1 protein-coding gene is annotated in these 230 nt (G+C 68.7%); it reads left to right on the forward strand.

Going from position 1 to position 230, the window contains the following annotated elements; translation table 11 throughout:
• Positions 1 to 56 precede the first annotated feature (56 nt).
• A partial coding sequence (locus ACQG3P_RS25215; protein WP_426806568.1) for a hypothetical protein occupies positions 57 to 230 on the forward strand: 174 nt, incomplete at its 3' end.

The raw sequence follows: 230 nt of genomic DNA on the forward strand, positions 1-230 counted from the left end.
ACTCGATCTAAATCCAGATGAGCAGAGCGGGGAAGTCGGGGTTGGTGGCACGGGCCATGGGCGCCAGGCTGGTGGCAGGCACCGCAGCAGCGGCGCCGCAGAGCGCAGGCGAACGCGCCTACGCCGCCGTGGATCCATACATTGGTACCGGGGGCGAAGGGCATACCTATCCCGGCGCGACGGTGCCCTTCGGCATGGTCCAGCACAGCCCGGACACCCGCATCCAGCCG

Origin of the sequence: Stenotrophomonas sp. SrG (genome assembly GCF_050031795.1) — a bacterium.
GTDB classification, from domain to species: domain Bacteria; phylum Pseudomonadota; class Gammaproteobacteria; order Xanthomonadales; family Xanthomonadaceae; genus Stenotrophomonas; species Stenotrophomonas rhizophila_A.